The organism is Pseudomonas sp. P1.8 (assembly GCF_001269805.1).
GTDB lineage: Bacteria > Pseudomonadota > Gammaproteobacteria > Pseudomonadales > Pseudomonadaceae > Aquipseudomonas.
In genome coordinates this window covers 350,031-373,091 of the sequence record NZ_LHVM01000007.1, presented here as the reverse complement: position 1 = coordinate 373,091, position 23,061 = coordinate 350,031, and the positions used below count along the sequence as shown (strand labels likewise).

General features: G+C 59.8%; 20 protein-coding genes and 2 tRNA genes. 14 read left to right on the top strand and 8 right to left on the bottom strand.

From position 1 onward, the window contains the following. Nucleotides 1-94: 94 nt before the first annotated feature. The 4 genes from AD668_RS05495 (at nucleotide 95) to AD668_RS05480 (ending at nucleotide 4,909) form a co-directional block, all read left to right on the top strand. Nucleotides 95-475 (top strand): MGMT family protein, encoded by a 381-nt coding sequence (locus tag AD668_RS05495; protein ID WP_371259763.1) that lies wholly within the window; start codon nucleotides 95-97, stop codon nucleotides 473-475. Between the two features lie 44 nt (nucleotides 476-519). Next, nucleotides 520-2,079, top strand: coding sequence for an AmpG family muropeptide MFS transporter (locus AD668_RS05490; protein ID WP_053155488.1), 1,560 nt, complete (start codon nucleotides 520-522; stop codon nucleotides 2,077-2,079). 143 nt (nucleotides 2,080-2,222) lie between these two features. Continuing rightward, on the top strand, nucleotides 2,223-3,938 hold the full coding sequence (locus tag AD668_RS05485; RefSeq protein ID WP_053155486.1) for a proline--tRNA ligase: 1,716 nt from the start codon (nucleotides 2,223-2,225) through the stop codon (nucleotides 3,936-3,938). 17 nt (nucleotides 3,939-3,955) lie between these two features. Continuing rightward, a complete protein-coding gene (locus AD668_RS05480; RefSeq protein ID WP_053155484.1) occupies nucleotides 3,956-4,909 on the top strand; it encodes a hypothetical protein in 954 nt (317 codons plus the stop codon). Nucleotides 4,910-5,004: 95 nt separating this feature from the next. On the opposite strand, the gene dinB is transcribed toward AD668_RS05480, so the two are convergent. After that, nucleotides 5,005-6,066, bottom strand: a complete 1,062-nt coding sequence (dinB, locus tag AD668_RS05475; protein WP_053155483.1) for a DNA polymerase IV — start codon at nucleotides 6,064-6,066, stop codon at nucleotides 5,005-5,007. A 301-nt stretch (nucleotides 6,067-6,367) separates the two neighbouring features. Between dinB and AD668_RS05470 the strand changes: the two genes are divergently transcribed. From AD668_RS05470 to AD668_RS05455, 4 genes are all read left to right on the top strand, one after another. Beyond that, nucleotides 6,368-6,444 (top strand) — tRNA-Met (locus AD668_RS05470). 359 nt (nucleotides 6,445-6,803) lie between these two features. Continuing rightward, nucleotides 6,804-6,880, top strand: a tRNA-Met gene (locus AD668_RS05465). A 278-nt stretch (nucleotides 6,881-7,158) separates the two neighbouring features. After that, nucleotides 7,159-9,801, top strand: coding sequence for a bifunctional lysylphosphatidylglycerol flippase/synthetase MprF (gene mprF, locus AD668_RS05460; RefSeq protein ID WP_053155481.1), 2,643 nt, complete (start codon nucleotides 7,159-7,161; stop codon nucleotides 9,799-9,801). Then, entirely contained in the window at nucleotides 9,801-11,105 is a 1,305-nt protein-coding gene (locus AD668_RS05455) for a virulence factor family protein (RefSeq protein ID WP_053155479.1), read from the top strand. The genes mprF and AD668_RS05455 overlap by 1 nt, the downstream gene beginning before the upstream one ends. Before the next feature lie 148 nt (nucleotides 11,106-11,253). On the opposite strand, the gene AD668_RS05450 is transcribed toward AD668_RS05455, so the two are convergent. Next, entirely contained in the window at nucleotides 11,254-13,155 is a 1,902-nt protein-coding gene (locus AD668_RS05450) for a potassium transporter Kup (RefSeq protein WP_053155477.1), read from the bottom strand. A 291-nt stretch (nucleotides 13,156-13,446) separates the two neighbouring features. On the opposite strand from AD668_RS05450, the gene rimO reads away from it, so the two are divergent. The 4 genes from rimO (at nucleotide 13,447) to AD668_RS05430 (ending at nucleotide 16,723) form a co-directional block, all read left to right on the top strand. Continuing rightward, on the top strand, nucleotides 13,447-14,784 hold the full coding sequence (rimO, locus tag AD668_RS05445; protein WP_034146797.1) for a 30S ribosomal protein S12 methylthiotransferase RimO: 1,338 nt from the start codon (nucleotides 13,447-13,449) through the stop codon (nucleotides 14,782-14,784). Between the two features lie 111 nt (nucleotides 14,785-14,895). Next, complete coding sequence (locus tag AD668_RS05440; RefSeq protein WP_053155475.1) at nucleotides 14,896-15,369, top strand: GNAT family N-acetyltransferase; 474 nt, start codon at nucleotides 14,896-14,898, stop codon at nucleotides 15,367-15,369. Between the two features lie 97 nt (nucleotides 15,370-15,466). Beyond that, the gene (locus AD668_RS05435; protein ID WP_053155473.1) at nucleotides 15,467-16,177 is read left to right on the top strand and encodes an rRNA pseudouridine synthase; all 711 of its coding nucleotides are present in this window, start codon (nucleotides 15,467-15,469) and stop codon (nucleotides 16,175-16,177) included. Between the two features lie 75 nt (nucleotides 16,178-16,252). Further along, nucleotides 16,253-16,723: a DUF1456 family protein gene (locus AD668_RS05430; RefSeq protein WP_046816549.1), complete on the top strand. Its 471-nt coding sequence runs from the start codon at nucleotides 16,253-16,255 to the stop codon at nucleotides 16,721-16,723. Between the two features lie 294 nt (nucleotides 16,724-17,017). Here the strand turns inward: AD668_RS05430 and AD668_RS05425 are convergent, their stop codons facing one another. From AD668_RS05425 to AD668_RS05415, 3 genes are all read right to left on the bottom strand, one after another. Next, nucleotides 17,018-18,253: an RNA polymerase sigma factor gene (locus tag AD668_RS05425; protein WP_053155471.1), complete on the bottom strand. Its 1,236-nt coding sequence runs from the start codon at nucleotides 18,251-18,253 to the stop codon at nucleotides 17,018-17,020. A gap of 1 nt (nucleotide 18,254) precedes the next feature. Then, on the bottom strand, nucleotides 18,255-18,599 hold the full coding sequence (locus tag AD668_RS05420) for a YciI family protein (RefSeq protein WP_053155469.1): 345 nt from the start codon (nucleotides 18,597-18,599) through the stop codon (nucleotides 18,255-18,257). Nucleotides 18,600-18,666: 67 nt separating this feature from the next. Then, nucleotides 18,667-19,092: a nuclear transport factor 2 family protein gene (locus AD668_RS05415; RefSeq protein ID WP_053155467.1), complete on the bottom strand. Its 426-nt coding sequence runs from the start codon at nucleotides 19,090-19,092 to the stop codon at nucleotides 18,667-18,669. A 140-nt stretch (nucleotides 19,093-19,232) separates the two neighbouring features. Between AD668_RS05415 and AD668_RS05410 the strand changes: the two genes are divergently transcribed. Further along, nucleotides 19,233-19,718 carry an N-acetyltransferase gene (locus tag AD668_RS05410; RefSeq protein WP_053155465.1) on the top strand — a complete coding sequence of 162 codons (486 nt, stop codon included), beginning with the start codon at nucleotides 19,233-19,235 and terminating at the stop codon, nucleotides 19,716-19,718. 108 nt (nucleotides 19,719-19,826) lie between these two features. On the opposite strand, the gene AD668_RS05405 is transcribed toward AD668_RS05410, so the two are convergent. The 3 genes from AD668_RS05405 to AD668_RS05395 form a co-directional block, all read right to left on the bottom strand. Then, nucleotides 19,827-20,315: a GNAT family N-acetyltransferase gene (locus AD668_RS05405; protein ID WP_053155463.1), complete on the bottom strand. Its 489-nt coding sequence runs from the start codon at nucleotides 20,313-20,315 to the stop codon at nucleotides 19,827-19,829. Nucleotides 20,316-20,412: 97 nt separating this feature from the next. Further along, nucleotides 20,413-20,898 (bottom strand): GyrI-like domain-containing protein, encoded by a 486-nt coding sequence (locus AD668_RS05400; RefSeq protein ID WP_053155461.1) that lies wholly within the window; start codon nucleotides 20,896-20,898, stop codon nucleotides 20,413-20,415. A gap of 67 nt (nucleotides 20,899-20,965) precedes the next feature. Then, entirely contained in the window at nucleotides 20,966-21,628 is a 663-nt protein-coding gene (locus tag AD668_RS05395; protein WP_053155459.1) for a LysE family translocator, read from the bottom strand. 139 nt (nucleotides 21,629-21,767) lie between these two features. On the opposite strand from AD668_RS05395, the gene alaC reads away from it, so the two are divergent. Continuing rightward, nucleotides 21,768-22,985 (top strand): alanine transaminase, encoded by a 1,218-nt coding sequence (alaC, locus tag AD668_RS05390; RefSeq protein ID WP_053155458.1) that lies wholly within the window; start codon nucleotides 21,768-21,770, stop codon nucleotides 22,983-22,985. Nucleotides 22,986-23,061 lie beyond the last annotated feature (76 nt).

Genomic DNA, 23,061 nt, shown 5'->3' with positions numbered 1-23,061 from the left:
TCCGCAGGAATAAGGCACTAGCAAGGACTGACCCGACGATTTCTATTGAGTTCATTTCTCAACTGGCAATCGAGGATTTACTCTACAAACGGTACTGTGCATTTTCCAGGACGCTGCAATCGTGAACGAATCCACCAACGAACCCGAAAGTGCGGCGCAAATCCGACGCGCGGCGCTGTACCTGACCCTCGCGCAAGTACCCGCGGGCAAAGTCGTGAGCTACGGTCAATTGGCTGAACTGGCGGGATTGGGCCGGGCCGCCCGCTGGGTCGGTCGCACACTCAGCCAATTGCCGGGCGACAGCAAATTGCCTTGGCATCGCGTGCTGGGTGCAGGTGGCCGCCTGAGTCTGCCGGCCGGAAGCCCTTCGGGCGACGAACAGCGCGCTCGGCTACGCATGGAAGGCGTCAGTGTCCTGAATAATCGTGTTGATATTCAGCGTCATGGCTGGCGTCCGGTAGAGCACAGCGGTTAGAGTGCGCGCTTTGTTTCCGTATTTGTTGAGGCAGACTTCAGCCCATGCCCCGTAAAACCTGGCGCGCCGCGCTCGCCGCTTATGCCAGCCCATCGACACTCGTGCTGTTGCTGCTTGGTTTCGCCGCCGGCCTGCCTTACATGCTGGTGTTTTCGACGCTTTCGGTCTGGTTGCGTGAAGCCGGTGTGGCGCGCGAAACCATTGGCTACGCAAGCCTGATCGGACTGGCCTACGCCTTCAAATGGGTCTGGTCCCCGTTGCTCGACCAATGGCGCCTGCCATTGCTCGGCAAACTCGGTCGACGACGATCCTGGCTGGTGCTGTCACAGGCGCTGGTGATTCTCGGCCTGGTCGGGATGGGTTTCTGCGACCCGCAAAAGCACTTGTCCTGGCTGATCGCCATTGCCGTGGTCGTAGCTTTCGCTTCGGCGACCCAAGACATTGCGGTAGATGCCTACCGCCTGGAAATCGCCGACGACAGCCGCCAGGCTGCCCTGGCCGCCAGTTACATGTCCGGGTATCGGATAGCCGCCCTGCTGGCCACGGCTGGCGCCTTATTCTTCGCCGAAGGCTTTGGCTCTACCGGCTTCAACTACAAGCATTCGGCCTGGGCCGGTACGTATCTGCTGTTCGGCGCCCTGATGGTTCCTGCGCTGCTCACTTCCTTTTTCATGCGCGAACCACCAGTGCCACTGCGCACACAACTGCAAGCGGGGCGCTACAGCTTCGTGCATCAACTGGCCTCGGTGTTCGTCCTGATCGTGCTGCTGGTCTCTGTACCGGCCATGTTTACCCAGCTCTACAACACCGATTTTGCCAGCGTGTTGTTTGAAGGATCGAGCTTGCTCGACCTACTGCTCGATGACCGCGCATTCCTGCGGGCGATCCTCTACACCACCCTCACCGCCCTGTGCCTGTCAGCCATGGGCCGCCGCGGGCTGGCACCAGTGCTGACACCGATCAACGACTTCATTTTGCGTTACCGTTGGCAAGCGCTGCTGCTGCTCGGACTGATCGCCACCTATCGGATGTCCGATACGGTCATGGGCGTCATGGCGAATGTGTTCTACATCGACCAGGGTTTCACCAAGGATCAGATCGCCAGCGTCAGCAAAATCTTCGGCTTGATCATGACCCTCGTGGGCGCCGGCATGGGTGGCCTGCTGATCGTGCGATTCGGTATTCTGCCGATCCTGTTCATCGGCGGCGCCGCATCAGCGGGCACTAACATCCTGTTCCTGATGCTCGCCGACATGGGCGCCAACCTGAACATGCTGATCCTCACCATCTCCCTGGACAACTTCAGCTCCGGCCTCGCCACCTCGGCGTTCGTCGCCTACCTGTCGAGCCTGACCAACCTCAAGTTCTCCGCCACCCAGTACGCCCTGCTCAGCTCGATCATGCTCCTGCTGCCACGCCTGATCGGCGGTTACTCGGGCGTCATGGTGGAAAAGTTCGGTTACCACAATTTCTTCCTGATCACTGCTCTTCTGGGCGTCCCGACACTGCTGCTGATCGCCTTGCACTGGTTCCAGGAGAACCGCCGCGCAGGCCCGACCCCCAAACAGGAACCGGTACCGACCCAGGTCGCGGAAGAATCATAAGAAGCTTTTTGCAGGAACCTTTGCCGCGGGCGGCGTGAATTCCACCCGCCGCCACACCGCCGACCGCACGCCTGTACGCCAGCGGATCTCGCCCGTACAATGCTCCGTCATTTCTCGTCATCAGCAATCGATAACGGCCAACCATGCGCACCAGTCAATTTTTGCTCGCCACACAGAAAGAAACGCCTTCAGACGCGGTCGTGATCAGCCATCAGCTGATGCTGCGCGCCGGCATGATCCGCAAACTCGCCTCGGGCCTGTACACCTGGCTGCCGATGGGCCTGCGGGTAATGCGCAAGGTCGAAGCCGTCGTTCGTGAAGAAATGAACGCCGCCGGCTCTCTCGAAGTGTTGATGCCGAGCACTCAACCGGCTGAGCTGTGGCAGGAATCCGGTCGCTGGGAAGAGTACGGCCCGGAATTGCTGCGCTTCAAGGATCGCCACGGTCGCGACTTCTGTGCAGGCCCCACCCACGAAGAAGTCATCACCGATCTGATGCGCAACGAATTGAGCAGCTACAAGCAGCTGCCGATCAACCTGTACCAGATCCAGACCAAGTTCCGTGACGAAATCCGCCCACGCTTCGGCTTGATGCGCGGCCGCGAATTCATCATGAAGGACGCCTACTCGTTCCACGCTGACCAGCCTTCGCTGCAGGTCACCTACGACCGTATGCACCAGGCTTACTGCAACGTGTTCACTCGCCTGGGCCTGAAGTTCCGCCCTGTAGAAGCCGACAACGGTTCCATCGGCGGCGCCGGTTCCCACGAGTTCCACGTACTGGCCGAGTCCGGCGAAGACGACATCGTCTTCAGCAACGGTTCCGACTACGCGGCGAACATCGAGAAAGCCGAAGCAGTGCCTCGCGAAACCTCCCGCGCAGCACCGAGCGAAGAGCTACGCCTGGTCGACACCCCGAACGCCAAGACCATTGCGCAACTGGTCGAAGGCTTCAACCTGCCGATCGAAAAAACCATCAAGACCCTCGTGGTTCACGCTGAAGAGCCAGGCAAGCTGATTGCCCTGATCATCCGTGGCGACCACGAGCTGAACGAAATCAAGGCCGCCAACCAGCCTGGCGTTGCCAGCCCGCTGGTCATGGCGTCCGAAAGCGAACTGCGCGACGCCATCGGCGCCGGTGCCGGCTCTCTCGGCCCGTTGAACCTGCCGCTGCCGATCATCATCGACCGTTCCGTCGAACTGATGAGCGACTTCGGCATTGGTGCCAACATCGACGACAAGCACTACTTCGGCGTGAACTGGGAGCGCGACTTGCCTGTTCCGACCGTAGCCGACCTGCGTAATGTCGTCGCTGGCGACCCAAGCCCTGACGGCAAAGGCACCCTGGAAATCAAGCGCGGCATCGAAGTCGGGCACATCTTCCAGCTGGGCAACAAGTACAGCAAGGCGATGAAGTGCGAAGTGCTGGGCGAGAACGGCAAGCCGGTCACCCTGGAAATGGGTTGCTACGGCATCGGCGTGTCCCGCGTCGTGGCGGCTGCCATCGAGCAGAACAGCGACGAAAAAGGGATCATCTGGAGCGATACCCTCGCGCCATTCCAGATTGCCCTGGTACCGTTGCGCTATGAAACCGAACAGGTTCGCGAAGCTACCGACAAGCTGTACGCGGAACTGACCGCGGCCGGCTTCGAAGTGCTGCTGGACGACCGCGACAAAAAAACCAGCCCGGGCATCAAGTTCGCAGACATGGAACTGATCGGCATTCCGCACCGGATCGTGGTCAGTGACCGCGGCCTCGCCGAAGGCAACCTGGAATACAAGAGCCGCACCGAGGCCGAGGCGCAAGCGCTGCCGGTCGCCGACGTGCTGTCGTTCCTTCAGGCCCGTATCCGCCGCTGAAACCAGATAGAGACGTCATGTTCAAGCGAAACACCTTAGGCCTCGGTGGTGCCGCCCTGTGCGGCGCCCTGCTGGTCAGCGGCTGTGCCAATCACATGTCACAACGCAGCGAGCACGAGGAACGTGTCGAGCGCAAATTGCTCGATCACAGCCTGCAGATCGATGTTGGTGAGCCCAAGGTGCTTGAGCTGCCGCAACGGCGGGTGAAGATCCACGAGCAAAAGACCTTCGAAGTCACCGAATTCGAAGTTACGCGACACTACGATCGCTATACGCCTTACCAACCCTGGCGGGAGGTTTACGAAATTCCGCTGGGTGCGGTGGCTGTGGTGGCGGGTGTCGGCGCCAACGTGGTCAATGTATTCACCCTCGGCAACCTGCCGGACAGCGTGACCAAGGACTGGCTCAGCTACGGTTTTGCCGGTCTCAACCCGTTCATGAACGTGCAGTCTCACGGTCGGGCCCAGCAAAATCTGGCGGGCATCGATGAGGTCCAGCGCGATAAACGCACTGAATACTCAAGCCTGCCGTGGAGCGAACGCCCGGTCGAGGTCAAGGCCGGCAAGGAAACCTTCGAGCTGAGTACCGACAAGAACGGCGTGCTGCGCTTGAACTTGCTGGACAGTCCTTTTGCCGAACATGACATCAATCATCTGAGCCGACTGCTGATCAAGGTCGAAGACGCCCAGGACGACGTGCACACCGACTCCTCGCTCGCCGTCAGCAGCACCTTGCGCAGCAAGCTGTATGAAGCTCATGGGCTGATCTATGACGACCTTGAAGGCGACGAAGTGAGCCAATGGGTACACCGGGTCAAGCGCCTGTCGGAGCTGGGCCTTGAAGAAGAAGCCAGCGAACTGGAACAGAGCCTGATTGAACTGACGCGCAATGACCCGGAGTTACAGGATGAATTCCTGAAGTCATTGGCCAAGGATGGTAAGCGACTGGTGGCGAACCCCCGGCCGAACTAAAGGCCAAAAAAGATCGCAGCCTTCGGCAGCTCCTACATTGGAATGCATTTCCCTGTAGGAGCTGCCGAAGGCTGCGATCTTTTGCTTTACAGGACTTAACGCTCAAACAACTCCATCTGCTCGAAGCCACTGCGCAAATCCTCCAGCCGCACCCCAACCCCAAGCAGCCGAACCGGTTTACCGCCGCGATTGAAGGCCTGGGTCAGCATCAACTGATAACTCCCCAGATCCCGCCCTGCTCCGGCCTGTTCAAGTGTGGTCTGGGTAAAGTCGTGGAACTTCACTTTGACGAAAGGCTTGCCCGGCCGATAACTGCTGTCGATTCGCGCCATGCGACCTGCAAGGGTTTCCAGCAGCTCGGGCAACTTATCCAGACAACTGCGCAGATCCGGCAGATCCACGTCGTAAGTGTTTTCGACACTGATCGACTGACGACGGCTGTCGTTATGTACTACTCGGTCATCGATCCCACGGGCCAGACACCAGAGTCGCTCACCAAAACTGCCGAATTCGCGAACCAGTGCCAATTTGTCCCATTCGCGCAATTGCGAGCAATCGGCGATACCGAGCTTGCCAAGCTTGTCGGCGGTGACTTTACCGACCCCGTGCAACTTGCTCACCGGCAAACCACTGACAAACTCTTCGACCTGACCCGGCGTAATCACAAACAACCCATTGGGCTTTTTCCAGTCGCTGGCGATCTTGGCGAGAAACTTGTTCGGCGCCACCCCGGCAGACACGGTGATATGCAACTGATTGGAAACGCGGCGCCGGATGTCTTGGGCGATGCGTGTCGCGCTACCCGCGAAATGCGCGCTGTCCGACACGTCGAGATACGCTTCATCAAGGGAAAGGGGTTCAATGATGTCGGTGTAATCGCGAAAGATCGTGTGAATTTCCTTCGAGGCTTCCCGATAGGCCTCCATGCGCGGCTTGACGATGGTCAGGTCCGGGCACAGTTTCAGAGCATGCCCCGAAGACATGGCCGAACGCACACCATAGGCTCGCGCCTCATAATTGCAGGTGGCAATGACCCCACGGCGATCCGCCGAGCCGCCTACCGCCAGCGGCTTACCCGCCAATCGTGGGTCGTCGCGCATTTCGATAGCGGCATAAAAGCAGTCGCAATCGACGTGAATGATCTTTCGCTGGGTCATGTCGAAGCAGTGTTCATGGCAGGAAAAGGGGGTCATGGTGTGCCGGATAAACAGTATCTCACTGACCCCTGTATATAGCACCAGTAGTGCTGAATGTTCTTTTCCCCGTGCAGGAAAACACACTGATGAATTTATTTTTTCAATCAGAAAGCTCATCACAATAGAGCCACAGCCCTTGCCCCGCCTCACTCTCAGCCCTTTCAATCACCCACAAAACGATCTAAGCGATTGAAGATGAACAGGTTTTATCGGAATTGAAGGTTGACACCCGAGCGCTTCTCTATAGAATGAGCCACACAGACGCGGGATGGAGCAGTCTGGTAGCTCGTCGGGCTCATAACCCGAAGGTCGTCGGTTCAAATCCGGCTCCCGCAACCAAACATCAAAAAAGGCTACTCGAAAGAGTGGCCTTTTTTGTGCGCGCGTATTTCCTCTTAGACGCCAGCGAAGGTGACCCTTGCTCCGCCGCCATACTCACTGACGTCTTTCCTGCAGGAGCTGGCTTGCCAGCGAAGCAACTCTTCCTGTTGATGCAAGATTCAATGACGCCTTCGCCGGCAAGCCGGGCTCCTACAAATCAAGGCAGACGCCCTGGCCATACAGAAATGAGAAATCCTTCAGATTCCAAAACTTAAGCCAACCCTGCGACCGTTTACCGCTGCTTTAGGTTTATTTGACCCAATTCGGTATTAACGGTTGACACCCCAGCGTTTCTCTATAGAATGCCGCCACACAGACGCGGGATGGAGCAGTCTGGTAGCTCGTCGGGCTCATAACCCGAAGGTCGTCGGTTCAAATCCGGCTCCCGCAACCAAACATCAAAAAAGGCTACTCGAAAGAGTGGCCTTTTTTGTATCTGTCGAAAAAGTCCTTTCGCAACAATGATCTGTCACTGTGTAGCGAGCCGTTCGGGCCGCCCAATGCCCCGAGTTCAGACTATGCTCATTCGCAGGCTGAAACCCTTACAGCTGATAATGAACCGTCCCAAGCATCCGGTGATGGACGTCAATATTTGTGATTATTTTTTTCTACAGGGATTGGTAACTTGGCTCGATACCTCCATCCTGTCGCGCACAATCCAAGAGGTGATTGATGCTCGCCAACTCGTCTGACCCAAAAGACCCCGTCACAGCGACACAACCGATCAAGGCTGAGCGTTTACGCCTGCTTGATCAGATCAGCAAGTACCGCCAACCCATCGGCCTGGCGGTCACACTTTTGCTGTTCACGATCGCTCTAATTGCCTGTCGACACTTGCTGAGCGAACTCGACCTCGACGCGCTGCACGACTCGATTCTCGAAGTTCCGCAACCGGCCTTGCTTGGCGCTCTGGGCGCAACCGTGGCGGGTTTCATCATTCTGCTGGGTTACGAGTGGTCCGCCAGCCGCTACGCTGGCGTCAGACTTGCACCCCGCACATTAGCGCTGGGGGGGTTCACGGCATTTGCCATCGGCAACGCCATCGGCCTTTCGATGTTGTCGGGCGGTTCGGTTCGCTACCGCCTATATGCCCGTGATGGTGTAGGCGCGGCCGAAGTCGCCCGCATGACATTGTTTGCCAGCCTGTCGCTGGGCTGCGCCCTGCCCCCGCTGGCCGCACTGGCAACCCTCAGCAACCTGCCTGCGGCTTCCGCCGCCCTGGGACTCTCCGCGACCCTCTTGGGCATCATTGCAACAGCCGTGCTGCTGCTGTTCTCGGTTCTGGCCATCGGGATCTACCGACGTCGCCTGCCGGAACAGCCTTTACCTGACAATCTGCTGGTCAAGATCGGACGCCGCACGTTGCGCCTGCCGGGTCGGCGCCTGACCTTCCTGCAATTGATCATCACCGCCCTGGACGTGGCCGCCGCCGCAACCGTGCTGTATCTCTTGTTGCCCGAAGCGCCACCATTCGGCGCATTCCTGCTGGTGTATCTGCTGGCCCTGGCCGCCGGCGTGCTCAGCCATGTGCCGGGCGGTGTCGGCGTGTTCGAAGCGATCTTGCTGGCGGCTTTCTCCGACACACTGGGCGCTGCGCCACTGGCCGCCGCCCTGCTGCTCTATCGCTTGATCTATGTCGTGCTGCCGCTGCTGATCGCTTGCCTGCTGCTGCTGATCAACGAAGGTCAACGCCTGTTCCAGACGCGCCAGACCTTGCGCGCAGCTTCTGGCTTGGCCGCGCCGATCCTGGCGGTGCTGGTGTTCCTGTCCGGTGTGGTGCTGCTGTTCTCCGGGGCAACGCCGGAAATCGATACACGCCTGGAACACATCGGATTTCTGATCCCTCATCGTTTGGTCGATGCTTCGCACTTTGGCGCCAGCCTGATCGGTGTGCTGTGCCTGCTGCTGGCCCAAGGCTTGCGTCGTCGTCTGTCGGCTGCGTGGATGCTGACCACCATTCTGCTGCTGGTGGGCGCCCTGCTCTCGCTGCTCAAGGGTTTTGACTGGGAGGAAGCCAGCCTGATGGTGCTGACGGCGAGCCTGCTGGGGGTTTTCCGGCGTTCGTTCTATCGCCCGAGCCGCCTGACCGAATTGCCATTTTCGCCGCTTTATCTGGTCGCCAGCCTGTGCGTACTCGGTGCGTCCATGTGGCTGCTGCTGTTCGCCTATCAGGACGTTCCGTATAGCCATCAACTGTGGTGGCAGTTCACCCTCGACGCCGATGCCCCACGCGGTTTGCGCTCGCTGCTCGGCGCGGCAGTGCTGTTGGTGGTGGTGTCCCTGACCTGGCTGCTGCGCACCGCTCGCCCGGTGATCCATCTACCGACACCTGAAGAGCTAGAGCGAGCGAGCAGGATCCTCATGGCCTCCGCGCAACCGGACGGTGGCCTCGCGCTGACCGGTGACAAGGCGCTGCTGTTTCACCCTAACGACGAGGCGTTCCTGATGTACGCCCGCCGTGGCCGCAGCCTGGTGGCGCTGTACGACCCTATCGGACCTGGCCAGCAACGGGCCGAAATGATCTGGCAGTTCCGCGACCTGTGCGACATCCATCACGCCCGTCCCGTGTTTTATCAAGTACGTGCGGAGAACCTTCCGTACTACATGGACATCGGCTTGACCGCGATCAAGCTCGGCGAAGAAGCCCGGGTCGACCTCAAGCGCTTTGATCTCGAAGCCAAGGGCAAAGAGATGAAGGACCTGCGCTACACCTGGAACCGCGGCACCCGTGACGGCTTGTCCCTGGAGATCCATGAGCCGGGGCAGGCACCGATGGATGAGCTCAAGGTCATTTCCGATGCCTGGCTGACCGGCAAGAACGTGCGCGAGAAAGGCTTCTCGCTCGGCCGCTTCAGCGATGACTATCTCAAGCATTTCCGCATTGCAGTGATTCGTTTCGAAGGGCGCCCGGTGGCGTTCGCCAACCTGCTCGAGACCTACAACCATGACCTGGCCAGCCTCGACCTGATGCGAGCGCATCCGGAGGCCCCGAAACTGACCATGGAGTTCATGATGGTCGGCCTGATTCAACATTATAAAAATCATGGATACGCGCGTTTCAGCCTGGGCATGGTGCCGTTGTCGGGGTTGCAACCCCGTCGTGGCGCACCGTTGACCCAGCGCCTGGGCTCGATGGTATTCCGCCGTGGTGAGCAGCTCTACAACTTCCAAGGCTTGCGCCGCTTCAAAGACAAGTTCCAGCCTGACTGGGAACCCCGTTATATGGCCGTGCCCGCCGGACTCGATCCGCTGGTTGCCCTGGCCGACACTGCTGCCCTGATCGCGGGCGGCTTGACTGGATTGGTGAAACGCTGATGATTCAACGCTCCCTGAAGTACATCCTGGCGGTACTGATTGTGCTGGCCGTGATTCTCGGTGGCGGTTTCTGGTACCTCAAACGCCCGGCACCGGAACCGACCCTGGAACAACTCACACCGGCCGATGGCGCCGTCATGACCCGCGTTACCCCCGGCACGACGCCCAAGGCTCAGGTGCTGGTGGCGGTCAATGATGACCAGAAGCTCAATGACAAACAATTGACCACCCTGAGCCGTAGCGCTTCAGCGCAAATCGTCCAGGTGATCCTGCCCAAGGACTGCCTGCTGCAAAGTCGCGCCCTGCAAGCCGGCCTGCGCGAATTGAAAGGCCCGGCAACCCTGGTCAGCGGTATTGGCCCTGGCGCCGTGCTCGCCTGGCGCTGGTTGTCGGAGCAGAAGAACGACAAGGCCCAGGCGGTTTCTGTGGACCTGGCCCTGGAAAAACCCGGCGGTTGCACCCACCTGTTACCGAAAAGTGCTGCCCACGGTCACTGGCTGGTAGCGTGGAATGACAACCCGGACGATACCAGTGCCGGCTTCGTGCGTGACCAGCCCAACGCCGAAACCAGCATCAGCGACTACGACATCAACCTGCCGCAAGTGCTGAACAACGAACTGCGCAAGATCCTCGTCGGCGGTGACAAAGCCGCTGGCGGCCTGCAGATCCCGGTGGTCGAAGTGCCAGCGGGTCAGGCCAAGGACACCGTGACCCTGTTCCTGTCCGGTGACGGCGGCTGGCGCGACCTCGACCGCGACGTAGCTGGCGAAATGGCGAAGATCGGCTATCCGGTGGTCGGCATCGACACCCTGCGCTATTACTGGCAACACAAAAGCCCTGAACAAAGCGCGCTGGACCTGGCCGAACTGATGCAGCATTACCGGCAGAAATGGGGCACCAAGCGCTTCATCCTGACTGGCTACTCGTTCGGTGCGGACGTCCTGCCGGCTATCTACAACCGTCTGGCCGAATCGGAACAGCAGCGTGTCGACGCGATCATCCTGCTGGCTTTCGCCCGCACCGGCAGCTTCGAAATCGAAGTCGAAGGCTGGCTCGGCAACGCCGGCAAAGAAGCCGCCACCGGCCCGGAAATGGCCAAGCTGCCAGCCGCCAAAGTGGTGTGCATCTACGGTGAAGAAGAAAGCGACGAGAGTGGCTGCACCGACAAGACTGCGGTGGGCGAAGCCATCAAGCTGCCTGGCGGCCACCACTTCGACGAGAACTACCCGGCGCTGGCCCAGCGCCTGGTGGATGTGATCGAGAAGCGTCAGGCGAAGGAAGCCGAAGCGAGCGCTCAAGAGTGACCTGATAGAGCCTCCCAAAAAGATCGCAGCCTTCGGCAGCTCCCACATGGAGCGGCGTACGCCCCGTAGGAGTTGCCGAAGGCTGCGATCTTTTGAACACAAAAAAGCCCCCGCTGCCGCAATGGCAACGGGGGCTATTTGTTGGGGCTTACATCTCCACCTGCGTCCCCAGCTCAATCACCCGATTCAGCGGCAGATTGAAGAAGCGCAAATTGCCATTGGCGTTCTGCAACATGAAAGCAAACAGCGCCTCGCGCCAGCGGGACATGCCTTCGAGCTTGGAGGCAATAACCGTCTCACGGCTGAGGAAATACGTGGTGCGCATCGGGCTGAAGTCCAACTCGTCGAGGTGGCACAGTTTCAACGCTTTGGGTACATCCGGCTCGTCGGTGAAGCCAAAGTGCAGGATGACCCGGAAGAAGCCTTCACCGTAGGAATCGACTTCAAAGCGCCGGGACGGTGGCACCCGCGGGATGTCTTCGTACACCACCGTCAGCAACACCACTTGCTCGTGCAGCACCTGGTTGTGCAACAGGTTGTGCAACAGCGCATGGGGCACGGCATCCGGGCGCGCCGTCAGGAATACGGCAGTGCCCTGAACACGGTGCGGCGGCTGTACGGCGATACTGCTGATGAAGATCGGCAGCGGCAATCCACCCTCATCGATACGATCGACCAGCAACTGCTTGCCACGCTTCCAGGTGGTCATCAGCACGAACAGCGCGAGACCGGCGATCACCGGAAACGCACCGCCCTGAACGATTTTCGGCACGTTGGCGGCGAAGTACAAACCGTCGACCAACACGAAGCCCAACAGAACCGGCACCACCAGGACTGGCGGCCACTTCCACAGCAGCAAAATCACTGCCGACACCAGAATGCTGGTCATCAGCATGGTCCCGGTCACGGCCACGCCATAGGCCGAAGCCAGAGCACCAGAGGATTCAAAGCCCAGCACCAGCAGGACCACGCCGACCATCAGCGCCCAGTTGACCGCACCGATGTAGATCTGGCCCTGCTCGGCGCTTGAGGTGTGCTGGATGTGCATTCGCGGAATGTAACCGAGCTGGATCGCCTGACGGGTCAGGGAGAACGCACCGGAAATCACCGCTTGCGAGGCAATGACCGTCGCCAGGGTCGACAGCCCCACCAGCGGGATCAACGCCCAGCTTGGCGCCAGCAGATAGAACGGGTTGCGGGCCGCTTCCGGGTCACCGAGCAGCAAGGCACCCTGACCGAAATAGTTCAGCACCAGCGCCGGCAGCACGAGGATGAACCACGCACGGGCAATCGGTTTACGGCCGAAGTGGCCCATGTCCGCGTACAGCGCTTCGGCACCGGTCAATGCCAGCACCACGGCGCCAAGTATCGCCACGCCCATGCCCGGATGCACGATGAAAAAGCGCACACCCCACGCCGGGTTCATCGCTTGCAACACTTCCGGGTGCTGAATGATGCCGTAGACGCCCAGTGCGCCCAGCACCAGAAACCAGGTGACCATGATCGGCCCGAACAGAATGCCAATCCGCGCCGTGCCGTGACGCTGGATCAGAAACAGCGCGACCAACACCACCAATGACAGCGGCACCACCCAATGGTCGATACCATCGAACGCCAGCCCCAGGCCTTCAATCGCCGAGAGCACGGAAATCGCCGGGGTGATCATGCTGTCGCCATAGAACAGCGCCGCACCAATCAGCCCGCAGACCACCAGAAAGCCGCGCAGTTTGGCATGCCCCGCCGCCGCTCGCCGGGCCAGCGCGGTCAAGGCCATGATCCCGCCTTCACCCTGGTTGTCGGCGCGCAGGACAAACATCATGTACTTGATCGACACGACCCAGATCAGCGACCAGAAGATCAGTGCCAGAATCCCCAGCACGCCGTCGTGGTTGACCGGTACGCCATAGCCGCCGGAAAACACTTCCTTGAGGGTGTACAACGGACTGGTGCCGATGTCGCCATATACCACCCCGACTGCGGCGACCAGCATGCCGATCGGTTTCGCCGCCGAATGCTCGGCGCCCGCAGCCTGACTACTTGCCTGACCCATCCACCACTCCTACTACCCAGACCCGGGCTTCTTTGAAAGAAGCACTATGCTTTGAGGTGCAGCATGCGCTGTTTTACTTCAGGTTACAGACGAATTGTTGACTGTAAAAAATCGGTAAACCCCAACGGCGCGAAGCATAGCGCAGCACTCGTCGTATTTCCCTGCATAAAGCTGGTCAAGTGAACGACTCATCGCTAGAATTGCGCACTTTTTGATCAGAGGCGCACTTCAAGCGCCCGTCCGTCGGTTTGCCCTACGCGGCAGCGGCGTCACAAAACACCGAGGTTAGACATGTCCACCACTCCTGCGCCGGCCAATCCAAAGGTTGGCTTCGTATCTCTGGGTTGCCCCAAAGCACTGGTCGACTCCGAGCGCATCCTGACCCAGTTGCGCATGGAAGGTTATGACGTGGTGTCCACCTATCAGGACGCCGACGTCGTGGTGGTCAACACCTGCGGTTTCATCGATTCGGCCAAGGCCGAGTCTTTGGAAGTGATCGGTGAAGCCATCAAGGAAAACGGCAAGGTCATCGTCACCGGCTGCATGGGCGTCGAAGAAGGCAACATTCGCAACGTACACCCGAGCGTGCTGGCCGTGACCGGTCCGCAGCAGTACGAGCAAGTGGTCAATGCCGTGCACGAAGTCGTGCCGCCGCGTCAGGACCATAACCCGCTGATCGACCTGGTGCCGCCTCAAGGCATCAAGCTGACCCCGCGCCACTACGCCTACCTGAAGATTTCCGAAGGCTGCAACCACAGCTGCAGCTTCTGCATCATTCCGTCGATGCGCGGCAAACTGGTCAGCCGTCCAGTCGGTGATGTGCTGGACGAGGCCCAGCGCCTGGTCAAGTCCGGCGTCAAAGAGTTGCTGGTCATTTCCCAAGACACCAGCGCCTATGGCGTCGACGTGAAATACCGCACCGGCTTCTGGAACGGCGCGCCGGTGAAAACCCGCATGACCGAACTTTGCGAAGCCCTGAGCACCCTCGGCGTATGGGTTCGCCTGCACTACGTTTACCCGTACCCGCACGTCGACGAACTGATCCCGCTGATGGCCGCCGGCAAGATCCTGCCGTACCTGGACATCCCGTTCCAGCACGCCAGCCCGAAAGTGTTGAAGTCGATGAAACGCCCGGCCTTCGAAGACAAGACCCTGGCGCGCATCAAGAACTGGCGCGAGATCTGCCCGGACCTGATCATCCGTTCGACCTTCATCGTCGGCTTCCCCGGCGAAACCGAAGAAGACTTCCAGTACCTGTTGAACTGGCTGACCGAAGCCCAGCTTGATCGTGTCGGCTGCTTCCAGTACTCGCCGGTCGAAGGCGCTCCGGCCAACGACCTGGACCTGGAAGTCGTCCCTGACGACGTCAAGCAGGACCGTTGGGACCGTTTCATGGCACACCAGCAGGCCATCAGCTCGGCTCGCCTGCAAATGCGCATCGGCCGTGAGATCGAAGTGCTGGTCGATGAAGTCGACGAGCAAGGCGCCGTTGGCCGCTGCTTCTTCGATGCCCCGGAAATCGATGGCAACGTATTCATCGACAACGGCAGCAACCTCAAGCCGGGCGACAAAGTCTGGTGCAAGGTGACTGACGCCGACGAATACGATCTGTGGGCTGAACAGATCTAAACGCAAAAAATACACAACGCCCCGCTCTCTTGACGAGATGCGGGGCTTTTTTACGGCTATCGTTTGAGGTTGAAAGGATTCTCATCAATCACGCATATAGGGCAGACAGGCATGCGTCAGCATTCGGTCATCCACACGCCGAAACAAAGCGATTACGAAGAACTGACCCGGGTCTGGGAGGCGTCCGTGCGTGCCACCCATGACTTTCTGCCGGACAGCTACATCAACCTGCTGAAAAACCTGGTACTGACCCGCTACCTGGATGCAGTGATGTTGATCTGCACAAAGGATTCGGACCAGCGCATCACCGGGTTTGCCGGAGTCGCGGCGGGCAAGATCGAAATGCTTTTCATCGAGCCGACGTATCGCGGCCAGGGCCTTGGCAAACGGTTACTGCGTTATGCCCTGGAAAACCTCAACGCCGATCAACTGGACGTCAACGAGCAGAACCCGCAAGCCCTGGGCTTTTATTTCAAGCTAGGGTTTGAAGTAATCGGTCGCTCTGAAGTCGATGGCATGGGGCAGCCGTATCCGTTGTTGCACATGCGCATGCGCCAGCCGCAACTATTGACGCGCAATGGCTGACACGCACCCTACAAAAAACTCTACGGTGCAAATGGAGCCGGGATTAACCGGCGCCAGGCAGGTACAATGCCCACCCCCTTTTTGTTACGGCCCTGACATGACTGACCCGATTCGTCTCTCCAAACGCCTCATCGAACTCGTCGGCTGCTCCCGTCGGGAGGCTGAGCTGTTCATTGAGGGCGGCTGGGTCACCGTCGACGGCGAAGTCATCGACGAGCCGCAGTTCAAGGTCGACAACCAGAAAGTCGAACTGGACCCGGAAGCCAAGGCCACCGCGCCCGAGCCGGTGACCCTGCTGCTCAACGTGCCTGCCGGCATGGACGCAGATACCGCCATGGCCAGCATCAGCGCCGAGACCCTCAGCGAAGAGCACCGCTACGGCAAACGTCCGCTGCGGGGCCACTTCCTGCGCTTGACCGCCAGCACCGACCTGCAGGCCAATGCCAGCGGTCTGCTGGTGTTCACTCAGGACTGGAAAATCCTGCGCAAACTCACCGCCGACTCGAACAAGATCGAGCAGGAGTACGTCGTCGAAGTCGAAGGCGAGATGGTGGCACACGGCCTCAATCGCTTGAACCACGGCCTGACCTACAAAGGCAAAGAGCTACCGGCGGTCAAGGCCAGTTGGCAGAACGAAAACCGTCTGCGCTTCGCCATGAAAAACCCGCAGCCGGGCATCATCGCCCTGCTCTGCCAGGCTGTCGGCCTGAAGGTCATCGGTATCCGCCGCATCCGCATCGGCGGCGTGTCCATCGGCAAAGTGCCGCTAGGGCAATGGCGCTACCTGTCCGGCAAAGAGAAGTTCTAAGGCTTCTTTTGCCGCCACACATTTCGGCGCCGCGCCTGGCCGCGACGCCCACAGCTGAATATCAGGACTGCCCACATGATTCATAACGACGTACTGCGCAGCGTGCGCTACATGCTCGACATCAGCGACAAGAAAGTCATCGAGATCATCAAGCTCGGCGGCATGGACGTGACCCTGCCGGACCTTTTGACCTACCTCGACAAGAAAGAGGAAGACGAGGAAGGCTTTGTCCGCTGCCCGGATGAAGTCATGGCGCATTTCCTCGACGGTCTGGTGATCTTCAAGCGTGGCAAGGACGAAAGCCGTCCGCCGCAGCCGATCGAAGTGCCGGTGACCAACAACATCATCCTGAAGAAGCTGCGCGTCGCTTTCGAACTGAAAGAAGACGACATGCACGCGATCCTCAAGGCAGCCGAATTCCCGGTGTCCAAGCCAGAACTGAGCGCGCTGTTCCGCAAGTTCGGCCACACCAACTATCGTCCGTGCGGCGACCAGTTGCTGCGCAACTTCCTCAAGGGCCTGACTCTGCGCGTGCGCCCGCAATAAGCGGATGGCCTGTTCAGGAGCCGGCTTGCCGGCGAAGGACCCCATAACGTCGCGTTGATCCAACCGATCCGCGCAATCGTTAACGACCATCGCTGGCAAGCCAGCTCCTACGAAGAGCGTGCGAGGCATGATTTCCTGTAGGAGCCGGCTTGCCGGCGAAGGCGGCCTCGAACAACGCTTGCTCCGTGAGGTTCAAGCGGTATCTACCAAGAGCCGCCAATCCGCCGCGCATCATCAACATCGGCTAGCTACGGTGGGTTCAGCCTCTAACCCGATGAGGCGGCTTGAGCGACGTCACTCCAGTGTCTTGAGCCGCCCTTCGATAAATCGCCTCTCGGGCGCCTGCTGAGTCAATTCCAGCGCCCGTTCCCACGCCGCCCGTGCCTCGTCGAACCGACCCAGTTGCCGGCAAAACTCCGCCCGCGCCGAATGCGCCAAGTGGTAATCCTGTAAATCTCCCCGCGAAAGAATTCGCTCGACCAGCGTCAGCCCCGCCAACGGCCCATCGCGTCGCGCCAATGCCGCAGCCCGGTTCAACTCGACGACCGGCGATGGCACCGCTCGCAGCAGCACGTCATACAGACCGACGATCTGCGGCCAGTCGGTTTGCTCCGCCGTCGACGCTTCGGCATGTACTGCCGCAATCGCCGCTTGCAGGCAATAGGGCCCAAAACGCCCAAGGGTCAGCGCCCGTTCAATCAAGGCACAGCCCTCGGCAATCAGGTCGGCGTCCCATAACGCACGGTCCTGCTCGTCCAGCACGATCAACTCGCCGCTGGCGCAGGTTCTGGCTGGCCGCCGCGACTCGTGCAACAGCATCAGCGCCAACAGCCCCATCACTTCGGGGTCTGGCAACAACTCCATTAACAATCGCCCAAGACGAATGGCTTCCCGAGTCAAATCTTCACGAATCAGCGACTCGCCGACAGACGCCGAATACCCCTCGTTGAACACCAGGTAAATCACCCGCAACACGCTGTCGAGGCGCTCGGGCAGTTCGGCAAGACTGGGCACCTGATAAGGGATTTTCGCGTCGCGGATCTTCGCCTTGGCGCGCACGATGCGCTGGGCAATGGTGGCCGGTGCCGAAAGGAACGCGCGGGCGATTTCTTCAGTGGTCAGGTCACAAACTTCCCGCAGCGTCAGCGACACCTGCGCATCCGATGCGAGGGCCGGGTGACAGCAGGTGAAGATCAAACGCAGGCGGTCGTCTTCCACATCTTCTCCACTCCAGTCGGCCTGCTCCAGCGCTTCCAGTTGCGCCACCAGCAGCGGCCGAGATGCCGCAAACCTTGCGCTTCGACGCAAGGCATCAATGGCCTTGAAGCGCCCGGTGGAGACCAGCCAGGCGCGAGGATTTTCCGGCACACCATCACGCTGCCAGCGCTGGACCGCGATGAAAAACGCTTCATGCAAGGCCTCCTCAGCGAGGTCGAAATCGCCAAGCAAGCGAATCAGCGTCGCCAGAATGCGCCGCGACTCCTGGCGATAAACCCGCTCGACCTGCGCCTGCACCGGTAACCCTGGCATCTTAGGGATTCAACTGCCGAACGGGCCGCACTTCGACGCTGCCGACCCGAGCCGCCGGTATGTTTGCGGCGACCTGGATGGCTTCGTTGAGGTCTTTGGCATCGATCAGGTAGAAGCCGGCCAACTGCTCTTTGGTTTCTGCGAACGGGCCATCGGTGATCGACATCTTGCCGTTGCGCATACGCACCGTGGTGGCGGTCTGTACCGACTCCAGCGCCTCGGCGGCGACCATCCGGCCGCTGCCCTGGATCGACTCGGCATAGGCCATGCATTCAGAATCATGCGGGCTCTCCGGCAGCGAATGCAGCAGTTGCTCATCGCTGTAGACCAGGCATAAATACTTCATCACGCTCTCCTTGAGGAACCGATCAACTATGGCGGCAGCCGGGGGCTTTGACCTGTTTTTCCGATGATCAGGGCTTCAGATCGAACAGCGGCGCGCCAGTCTGCATATCAAACGGCGAAGACCAGTGCTCATGGACGATCTGCCACAACCCGCCGTCCTGCCGATAGCATGCAGACACGCGCATCCAGCATGCCTGGGTTTCGCCCTTGTCGTTGGTGCCGCCGCAATGCGCCAGCCAGTGGGCGAAAGCGAGAGTTTCCGAGGTTTCGATGCTGACCTCGTGAAACTCGAAGAGATGCGGACCCGGACACATCTCCATACACTCCTGCCAATGCGCTCGATAGGCCTCCTTGCCCTTGAATTGCAGGGCCTTGACCGCGTCGAACGAAACGATGTCATCGGCGTACAGTGCCATGACCCTGTCCACATCCTTGGCCATGACGGCCTGGCGGTAGCTGTCGATCAGGTTCTGGATCTGAGTGTGTGCGCTCATGGTGGTTCTCCGTGGTTTTTATCAGGAAGACACCCTTAGTCGTCCGGCGATCCGGCAAATCGACAGACGAAATAAAAATAAACCATAAAGCCAAACTCGCTAGAATCCGAGGCTCATTTGCGTTGGAAAAGGACACTCCAGTGACAGCCCGACTCGTGCCTTATGAAAGCCTGAACGCGCTGCAGCGCCAACAGGTCGAGGCTATTGAAGTGCATTCGCAACAGATCAAATTCTCGGGTGACATCCACGGTGCCTTGCACACGTTGTTGTCCAAACCCGGCCCCGGGGTCAAGGGCTTTGCCTTGCTGGCCGAGGACATTCCCGTGGCGTTCCTGCTGCTCAAGCGCCCGCCAGTGCTGCCGGGCTGGGCCGATGAACACAGCGCGACCCTGCATGCGCTGCAAGTCGATCAACGCGCTCAGGGCAAAGGCTACGGCAAGGCCTGCCTGCAAGCGCTTCCCGAAGTTGCGCGCCTGGCCTGGCCGGAAATCAAGGGGCTGGAGTTGTCGGTGGACGCCGACAACGAAGCCGCCATCGCCCTGTACGCCAGGTTTGGCTTTGTCGACAGCGGCGAGGCGTACAAGGGGCGGATCGGTTATGAGCGGCGGATGGGGTTGGTGTTTTAACTGCGCGTCGATGAACCTTGGTAGGAGTTGCCGCAGGCTGCGATCTTTCGATCTTTTTTTTGAAGGCCAACGTCAAAAGATCGCAGCCTTCGGCAGCTCCTACAGAGATTAAAGCGTCAAAACCATCTCATGCCACGCCATGCCGCCATGGTCGGACGCCGAGGGTTTGATGTAGGCAAAGCCAAAACCGGCATACAACGGAATATGCCGTTCCTTGCACATCAGGTTGATGGAGACCTTGCCCATCGCACGCATACGCTCGATGAACTCGCCCATCAGGCGCTTGGCCAGGCCCTGCCCTTGATAATCCGGGTGCACCACCACCGACATGATCACCACGTGCGGCCCGGCCGGGTCGTGGCCGATCAGTTCCTTGAACGCCTCGTCCGACATTTCCACCTGGAACGCCGCACCGGAATTGATGAATCCGGCGACAACGCCGTCCACTTCCGCCACGATAAACCCTTCGGGCCAGGTGGCGATGCGGGTGGAGATTTTCTCCCGGGTAGCGGCTTCGTCGCCTTCGTAGGCAACGGTTTCGATGGCGTAGCAGCGGTCCAGATCGGCAGGCGTGACGTGACGGATGACGGCGTTCATGGCAACTCGGGATCAGCGTGGGAAAGCCCGCAATCATAAATCAGCCGCCGTGCGACATCGAGAAACGAATCAAGCGATCCGTCTCTCGATGTCGGCGTCAGGCCTTGAGCGGCAACCAGAGTTCCAGCTTGCCGGTATTGAGCCTGGGGTTGAAATCTTCGCTGTAGCGCTCGAACTCCGGGGCATTGAGCAGTTCGCGTCCGGACTGTGGCAGCCATGTGCCATGGATGTATTGGAAGGTTTGCGGCAAGGATTCCAACGGCCCTTTGTGTTCGAACACCACGTATTGCTGGGGCTGAACCTCTACCCAGCGGTATGTCTCCGGCAAATCGTCGAGCCTGCTGATCTCCACCCCGGCGATGTAATCGAAGCCGCCCTTGCCGTCGAAGTTGCAGCAGACGCCGTAGGTCACTTCGCCTTTTTGACCCGGAATCTTCCCTAGATGAGGAATGAACTTTTCCCAGAGTTCGGGGATGCCCTTGACGGTTTGCTGGGTAAAATTCCCGCCAAGCCCGGCGATCAGCAGAAAGTGTCCGTGCTCGAAGCGCGGCTGCGTCACCTCAACGCGTGTTTGCTCATCCATGGCTCGTCTCCTGGAGCTTAAAAATGGGTTCGGCTGGGAGTATAGAAGCCAAACCCGATTCGCCCACTTATAGGGCGTGCAACTGCTCGGCGGCGCCAGAGCCGACAAACTCGTTGTACCCCGACAGGATCACGTAGACCGCGAAATAGCAGAAGATCGCTGCCGATGCCATGTAGGAATAGCGCAGCAATTTGTCGCCGAGCAACTTGCCGCCATGGCTCGCGGCGAAGCACAGGCCGGCCGACCAGAGCAGTCCGGCGCAGAGAAAGCCGCCGAGAAACAGTGCTGAACTGAGTGGGCCACCGCCACCGGAACGGGCAATCAGTGTGCCACCCACCGCGGCGAACCAAAGAATGGCACTGGGCGACGACATGGCGAGAAAAATCCCGCGAAAGAACTCCTTGCGGTGGGAGTTGTTCCCGACTTCTGCCGTTTCGGCCAACAGCGCTTCATGGTGGATCGCCGAATAGATCATTTTCGCCGCGAAGTAGACCAGCAGCGCCGAACCGCCAATCCACAGCACCCAACGCACGGTTTCGTACTGTAGCAACACCGTCATGCCGGCCAGCGCCAGCACGGCGTAGATCAGGTCACCCACGCAAGTCCCCAACCCCAGCGCAAAGCCTTGGAAATAGCCGCGCTGCATGGCCAGCGTGATCATCGCGATGTTGGCCACGCCGATGTCCAGGCACAGCGACAGGCTCAACAAGAAGCCACTGGTAAATTCCATCGAACCCTATCCTTCGGACAAATTTGTTTACTTTGAGGCTGGACAGTCTGCCACAGCTGACCGTACATTCCGCCACAGGTCACCGCAGTGACCTGCGTCGCTCGGACGGTTCCGGGCGCTTACGTTATCCGAGGCAACAATGGCCGAACAAGGTTCGCCGCGCCGCTTTGCGCGCATAGATCGACTCCCCCCTTACGTTTTCAACATCACTGCCGAGCTGAAGATGGCCGCCCGTCGTCGTGGCGAAGACATCATCGACTTGAGCATGGGCAACCCCGACGGCGCCACGCCGCCGCACATCGTCGAAAAACTTGTGCAGGTCGCCCAGCGTGAAGACACCCACGGTTACTCCACGTCCAAGGGGATTCCGCGTCTGCGCCGGGCGATTTCCAACTGGTACAAGGAGCGCTACGAGGTCGACATCGACCCGGAAAGCGAAGCCATTGTCACCATCGGCTCCAAGGAAGGCCTGGCGCATTTGATGCTGGCCACCCTCGACCAGGGCGACACGGTACTGGTGCCGAATCCGAGCTACCCGATTCACATCTACGGTGCCGTGATTGCCGGCGCCCAGGTGCGGTCCGTGCCACTGGTACCGGGCGTGGATTTCTTCGCGGAGCTGGAACGGGCCATTCGCGGCTCGATCCCGAAACCGAAGATGATGATCCTCGGCTTCCCGTCCAACCCCACCGCACAGTGCGTGGAGCTGGACTTCTTCGAGCGGGTGATCGCCCTCGCCAAACAATACGACGTGCTGGTGGTGCACGACCTGGCCTACGCCGACATCGTCTATGACGGCTGGAAAGCCCCGTCGATCATGCAGGTGCCAGGCGCCAAGGACATTGCGGTGGAGTTTTTCACCCTGTCCAAGAGCTACAACATGGCTGGCTGGCGCATCGGCTTCATGGTCGGCAACCCGGAACTGGTCAACGCCCTGGCGCGGATCAAGAGCTATCACGACTACGGCACCTTCACCCCGCTGCAAGTGGCCGCAATTGCTGCACTGGAAGGCGATCAGCAATGCGTGCGCGACATCGCCGAGCAGTATCGCCAACGCCGTAACGTGCTGGTCAAAGGACTGCATGAACTGGGCTGGATGGTCGAGAATCCGAAGGCTTCGATGTATGTCTGGGCGAAGATCCCTGAGGCTTACGCGCACCTGGGTTCGCTGGAGTTCGCCAAGAAACTGCTGGCCGAGGCCAAGGTTTGCGTCTCGCCGGGTGTTGGATTTGGCGAGTACGGCGATGATCACGTGCGTTTTGCCCTGATCGAAAACCAGGACCGGATTCGCCAGGCCGTACGCGGGATTCGCGGGATGTTCCGGGCGGATGGGCTCGTCACCAAATCCAACGCCTGACCGAACCTGTAGGAGCCGGCTTGCTGGCGATCGCATCGACTCGGTCAGACGTTACACCGTGTCGCCTGCATCGCCA

Excerpts from the sequence above, each read along its gene's own strand:
- AD668_RS05490 (WP_053155488.1), top strand. The coding sequence starts at position 520 with ATGCCCCGTAAAACCTGGCGCGCCGCGCTCGCCGCTTATGCCAGCCCA.
- AD668_RS05485 (WP_053155486.1), top strand. The coding sequence starts at position 2,223 with ATGCGCACCAGTCAATTTTTGCTCGCCACACAGAAAGAAACGCCTTCA.
- AD668_RS05480 (WP_053155484.1), top strand. The coding sequence starts at position 3,956 with ATGTTCAAGCGAAACACCTTAGGCCTCGGTGGTGCCGCCCTGTGCGGC.
- dinB (WP_053155483.1), bottom strand. The coding sequence starts at position 6,066 with ATGACCCAGCGAAAGATCATTCACGTCGATTGCGACTGCTTTTATGCC.
- mprF (WP_053155481.1), top strand. The coding sequence starts at position 7,159 with ATGCTCGCCAACTCGTCTGACCCAAAAGACCCCGTCACAGCGACACAA.
- AD668_RS05455 (WP_053155479.1), top strand. The coding sequence starts at position 9,801 with ATGATTCAACGCTCCCTGAAGTACATCCTGGCGGTACTGATTGTGCTG.
- AD668_RS05450 (WP_053155477.1), bottom strand. The coding sequence starts at position 13,155 with ATGGGTCAGGCAAGTAGTCAGGCTGCGGGCGCCGAGCATTCGGCGGCG.
- rimO (WP_034146797.1), top strand. The coding sequence starts at position 13,447 with ATGTCCACCACTCCTGCGCCGGCCAATCCAAAGGTTGGCTTCGTATCT.
- AD668_RS05440 (WP_053155475.1), top strand. The coding sequence starts at position 14,896 with ATGCGTCAGCATTCGGTCATCCACACGCCGAAACAAAGCGATTACGAA.
- AD668_RS05435 (WP_053155473.1), top strand. The coding sequence starts at position 15,467 with ATGACTGACCCGATTCGTCTCTCCAAACGCCTCATCGAACTCGTCGGC.
- AD668_RS05430 (WP_046816549.1), top strand. The coding sequence starts at position 16,253 with ATGATTCATAACGACGTACTGCGCAGCGTGCGCTACATGCTCGACATC.
- AD668_RS05425 (WP_053155471.1), bottom strand. The coding sequence starts at position 18,253 with ATGCCAGGGTTACCGGTGCAGGCGCAGGTCGAGCGGGTTTATCGCCAG.
- AD668_RS05420 (WP_053155469.1), bottom strand. The coding sequence starts at position 18,599 with ATGAAGTATTTATGCCTGGTCTACAGCGATGAGCAACTGCTGCATTCG.
- AD668_RS05415 (WP_053155467.1), bottom strand. The coding sequence starts at position 19,092 with ATGAGCGCACACACTCAGATCCAGAACCTGATCGACAGCTACCGCCAG.
- AD668_RS05405 (WP_053155463.1), bottom strand. The coding sequence starts at position 20,315 with ATGAACGCCGTCATCCGTCACGTCACGCCTGCCGATCTGGACCGCTGC.
- AD668_RS05400 (WP_053155461.1), bottom strand. The coding sequence starts at position 20,898 with ATGGATGAGCAAACACGCGTTGAGGTGACGCAGCCGCGCTTCGAGCAC.
- AD668_RS05395 (WP_053155459.1), bottom strand. The coding sequence starts at position 21,628 with ATGGAATTTACCAGTGGCTTCTTGTTGAGCCTGTCGCTGTGCCTGGAC.
- alaC (WP_053155458.1), top strand. The coding sequence starts at position 21,768 with ATGGCCGAACAAGGTTCGCCGCGCCGCTTTGCGCGCATAGATCGACTC.